The following is a 4,811-nucleotide window of genomic DNA, read 5'->3' on the forward strand; positions in this document are numbered from 1 at the left end:
GTTGAGGCAGTTCCAGTTGTAGAACTGGTTACCCCAACATTTATTATAGAGCCAAAAGATTTCAAAAGTAAAACAGCAGTCCTTCATGGAAGAACTGCTGCCTGTCGGTTATAAACTCATGATTATGCGTCGGCTCAATCATTTCTTAATAATCTTTTCTGATCGACTAAGCGGTTCGCTAACATCAAGATGACCTGCGATTGTTTCAACTTTTTTTCCTTCAACCAAAATTTGTACTTTGTGAATATCCGGAAACTCAGTAAGCGTATTTACAATGGCTCCCACCAGCAAAATTTCGCCTGTCGATCCGCCAATATGGTTCTTAATCAATGCATCATCAAAATCAACATAGGCAATATGATCTTTGATATTTACACTCTTCAGCTTAACCCCCGGTGGCATAACACCAACAAACTCAGGGTTCTTGGTTCCTGCAATCAGCAGTTCGACCGCAGTCCTGGCAGGATGGCTGTTAACAGGCACCTTATGTACCTCTGGTACAAGATGCATGGCATCTTTAGTAGCATGATACACAGTAAGCTGCATGGTGCGTTCTGCATCAGGAGTAACACCCGCCTGCTGCGGTTGCTCAGCCATTTTAGGTGGTGTAGTAATACCGCTTTTCCCTGGAACAGGCTCTGTGCCGCCATCACAACCAGTAAGCAAGAAGGTTACTGTCAGCAATAGCGTGGCAAGTAATACTGTAACTTTATTTTTCATCATACCCACCTCTTTAGTTTAGCTTAGCGGCCTGATTAAAAAACTGTTCCAGACCACGCACTATTCCCTGAGCCATTTTTTGCTGAAACTCGGGTGAGCTTAGAAGTTTTTCTTCCTGTGGATTAGAAATAAAGGCTAACTCCACAAGCGCTGCTGGCATACGCGTCCGTTTTATTACATAAAAATTAGCAGCATTGGCCCGTCTGTCCTGAAGCCCACCAGCCTCAAGCAGCGCTGCCTGCAGCGCACGCGCCAGCATAGCATCATACATAGTCTTCTGATAATAGTATGTAGACGTGCCTCCTACCGTACGATCAGTAAAGGAATTAGCATGAATACTAACAAATACATCGGCCTTTAGGTTATTCGCCACTGTCGTGCGGGCTTTTAGTTCGTCAACATCGGTTGCACCAGGCCCATACACATCCCGGTCATCCTGACGGGTCAATACCACCTTAGCGCCCGCCTGTTCAAGCAATTGTTTGACATTCTTAGCAACAGCAAGCGTCACTGTCTTTTCATAATATCGGCTTGGCCCAATAGCACCAGGATCACTGCCGCCATGCCCTGGATCAATAACAATGAGTTTATTCTTCAATCCGGGAGTAAACGAAAAGTCCGGCAACGGTTCTACTTGCTTAATATCAACAATTACCCGAAATGGCCGCTTAGCTTTAGCATCTCTGGGTAACGTTGTGACTTTGTAATCATCATCGGTAAGCAAATGGGGTAAATCAATAACAACCTCTGTATCCTGTCCGTTAGGATTGAAAGCAATTTTATCAGCAATTTTCCCATCAAGTGTAAGATCTTTCACTGCTTTTCCCGGTGTTGTTCCTTTGATAGTCACCACAAGCTTGGGCGTAGGAGTCGACACAACTTTACTACTAAACTTCACCGGAGCCGACATATCCATGACTAGCCTCAGACTCGTGGCTCCCGTCACAGCGTCTTTATGATTGGCCCATCTGACTTGGCTTATTTCAGTAGTACCAGTCTTGCTTTTCGCTGTGTTCTTTTTCCCCGCAGAAACCGTCGAAGCAGTTTGCGGCGTTGGCTGCTTGATATCCACAACAACCCTAAACGGTCGTTGAGCCTCAGCATCACTGGGTAATGTACTTACTTTGTAATCCGTACTTTTGAGCATCTGCGGCAATTCAATAACCACTTGGGTATCCTGACCGCTAGTATCAAAAGTAACTCGTTTGGCAATTTTACCGTCAAAGGTAAGGTCTTTTACCGCGTTTCCCGGTAATGTGTCTTTAATTTTTACCACAAGCTTGGGTATAGACCCATCAACAATGGTACTACTAGCTACTACTGGCCTGGATACATCCAACACTAATCTCATAGTAGTTATACCAGTCGTAGCATCCATATGATTAGCCCAGCGAACCTGATTCAGCTCCGACAAACGACCGGTACCTGGCTCTCCACTAGTATGCTCAGAAATAGTTGTTGGCAAATCAATAACCGGCCTGACTGAAGATTCAGAAACGGTTGCAGCCTGGGCGCTTATCCATGACAGCATCAACATAGCCAGCACTAATAGAAACCCTATTTTTCGCAATAAAGGCACCTCCAAACTGCGAAGTGTCCTCTATAAATTCGCGTTTCTTGTCAAAATTCCTGCACGGCTATGTATAAAGGTTGCAAAAAACAACTATATGCCATTATCTTGCAAAGTATTCTGCTACTTATTGTCAGGATTGTTGTTCTGCCGCATAATTTCTGCAAACAAATCGTCAATTTCCGCTTTGGCGCGCTCAGTAGCGGCCGTATCGACAGTAATTTGTATTACCAAGATGTCTCCTTCCTTAGATGCAGGCAAACATTCCCTGGGCCAAACCACAAGATTTTCCTGTTCCCCTACTAAGAGCACAGCCTTATTTCCTTCAAATCGGTCAATTACCGCTTTCATCTCCATGACTGTTTATCTCTCCTTGGTAATATCATAGGTTTTGCCATCAGTAGTAATAGTCACTGTACCGTCCATATCAGTACGATATACTTTTATTTTCTGTTTATTATATTTCTTTAATGTGGATGGATGCGGATGATGGTATTCATTGTTAAGACCTACCGAAATTACTGCCACCTCTGGACTTATAGCCCGTAAAAAAGGTGTCGAAGAAGAAGTACTGCTGCCATGATGACCGCTCTTTAGTATCGTGCTTTTAAGACCAGATGCGTTGTTGGCAAGCATTCGTTCTTCAGATTCTTTTTCGGCATCACCAGTTAGCATCATTGAAAAATCGCGATAAATGAGTTTGGCAACAATGGAATTATTGTTCAAATCTGAATTAGTACCTTTTAAAAATGGTGTTTCCGGTGCTAACACCTTGAGAATAACATCATTACCTAAAGCCATTGTCGTGCCGGCTGTAACTACAGTAAAAGGAATTTTTTTCTTTTGAATCTGGATTAGATATTGTTTATATAAATTGGTTGTCGTTTTCTGACCGCTATCATAAATCTGTTTGATGGTAAAATTGTCAAACAAAGCGGCTACACCACCAATATGATCGGCATGCGGGTGAGTAATAATCAACTTATCAATAGTATCAATACCCTCGTTTTTTAGCATACTGACAAGTTTGTCCCTGGCCGGAACATCACCACTATCAATAAGCGTCACTTGCTCCTTGGTACGAATAAGAATCGCATCTCCCTGCCCTACATCAAGGACCTTAACCGTAAGCGGCGCCGAGACGCCAGCCGCCGCCTTCATGTTAGTTTCCGGCTGAACAGCTTTTCCTGCTAAACCACAGCCTGCAGCAAAAACCAGCGACAATACAGTCACAAGGATAACCAGCCATGACCATTGGCAAATTCGCTTCATATTTTTCTCCCCAAACCATATGTATCATCAAATCAATTGATTAAAAACAACCAGATGCCAAAAAGTTACACAAAATAGACTATTATCAGCCAATAAACAAAAATAGGCAGTCTCCCGCCTATCCGCTCACTACTCTAAATCTGAACCAAGCCAAGACTTATCCGAATGGCTTCATCCACCTTACTCATAATCTCTTCGCTCAAATGGGTTACTTTATCCCGCAGACGCCGTTTATCAATAGTACGCAATTGTTCTAGCAGAACAACTGAGTCTTTCTCAAGGTTATATTGTTTAGCGCTTACTTCCACGTGAGTAGGCAGTTTTGCCTTAGAAATTTGTGAAGTAATGGCTGCGACAATAACAGTCGGACTATATTTGTTACCGACGTCATTTTGAATGACTAGCACCGGACGGTGTCCGCCTTGCTCAGAACCCACTACAGGACTTAAATTAGCGTAATATATGTCCCCTCGCTTAACAATCATAGTTATTCACGCTCCGCCAGTAAGCCTGGCACCATTTCGAGGGTATCCGCATCAGCCAACAATCCTTCTTCGGCTAATGCCAAATTAATAACCGCCATTTCCTGATACCCTTTTTTCATCATATCACGTACTGCTTTGCGTTTACGCTCTTCAATATAAAGCCGCATGGCTTCTCTGACAAATTGACTTCTGCTCAATTTGTCCATAGCGATTATGCCATCTACTTCCTGTAGCAATGTATTTGGAATACTAATCATTATCCGCCGCAATTCTGCCACACTATCACCCCCACCAGTATGGAGCCTATTAAAAGATACTACAATTATATATTTTTTTATATACCAATGTCAACTTTTTTATATACTTTACCTAGTTTAACAGCTAGTTATACCATATAGCGCAGCGGGAACAGCTTTTAGAACATCCATGGCCGTCATGCCAACCATTCCTCCCTGCGCAGCAATATCGCCAGCCAATCCATGTACATAAACACCTGCTACTGCTGCATCATGACTGGACATCCCTTGAGCAATCAGACCGGCAATAACCCCGGTAAGTACATCACCTGTGCCGCCGGTAGCCATACCGGCATTGCCCGTAGTATTAATATATACTTCTCCGTCAGGAAAAGCAACCACTGTCCGGGCACCTTTTAATACGACAATACAGCCCCATTCACTGGCTGCCTGCCGGGCAACCCCCACTCGGTCAGCATTAACAGCCTCTACAGTAAGATTAGTTAACCGTGCCATCTCACCCGGATG

Annotated in this window: 7 protein-coding genes; all 7 read right to left on the reverse strand. The window is 43.6% G+C overall.

Annotation, left to right across the window (positions count from 1 at the left end; genetic code table 11):
• Positions 1-138 precede the first annotated feature (138 nt).
• Entirely contained in the window at positions 139-720 is a 582-nt protein-coding gene (locus tag AC29Z1_RS13615) for a GerMN domain-containing protein (protein WP_488271997.1), read from the reverse strand.
• A gap of 13 nt (positions 721-733) precedes the next feature.
• Positions 734-2,290, reverse strand: a complete 1,557-nt coding sequence (locus AC29Z1_RS13620) for an N-acetylmuramoyl-L-alanine amidase family protein (RefSeq protein ID WP_488271998.1) — start codon at positions 2,288-2,290, stop codon at positions 734-736.
• Positions 2,291-2,413: 123 nt separating this feature from the next.
• A complete protein-coding gene (locus AC29Z1_RS13625; protein WP_488271999.1) occupies positions 2,414-2,641 on the reverse strand; it encodes a DUF3006 domain-containing protein in 228 nt (75 codons plus the stop codon).
• A 12-nt stretch (positions 2,642-2,653) separates the two neighbouring features.
• The gene (locus AC29Z1_RS13630) at positions 2,654-3,562 is read right to left on the reverse strand and encodes a ComEC/Rec2 family competence protein (RefSeq protein WP_488272000.1); all 909 of its coding nucleotides are present in this window, start codon (positions 3,560-3,562) and stop codon (positions 2,654-2,656) included.
• A 134-nt stretch (positions 3,563-3,696) separates the two neighbouring features.
• Positions 3,697-4,047 carry a type II toxin-antitoxin system PemK/MazF family toxin gene (locus tag AC29Z1_RS13635; protein WP_488272001.1) on the reverse strand — a complete coding sequence of 117 codons (351 nt, stop codon included), beginning with the start codon at positions 4,045-4,047 and terminating at the stop codon, positions 3,697-3,699.
• Between the two features lie 2 nt (positions 4,048-4,049).
• Complete coding sequence (locus tag AC29Z1_RS13640; protein WP_488272002.1) at positions 4,050-4,325, reverse strand: CopG family ribbon-helix-helix protein; 276 nt, start codon at positions 4,323-4,325, stop codon at positions 4,050-4,052.
• A 96-nt stretch (positions 4,326-4,421) separates the two neighbouring features.
• Positions 4,422-4,811 (reverse strand): ADP-dependent NAD(P)H-hydrate dehydratase (locus tag AC29Z1_RS13645; protein ID WP_488272003.1); only part of this gene is annotated, 390 nt, incomplete at its 5' end.

It is taken from the genome of Sporomusa sp. (assembly GCF_057736855.1).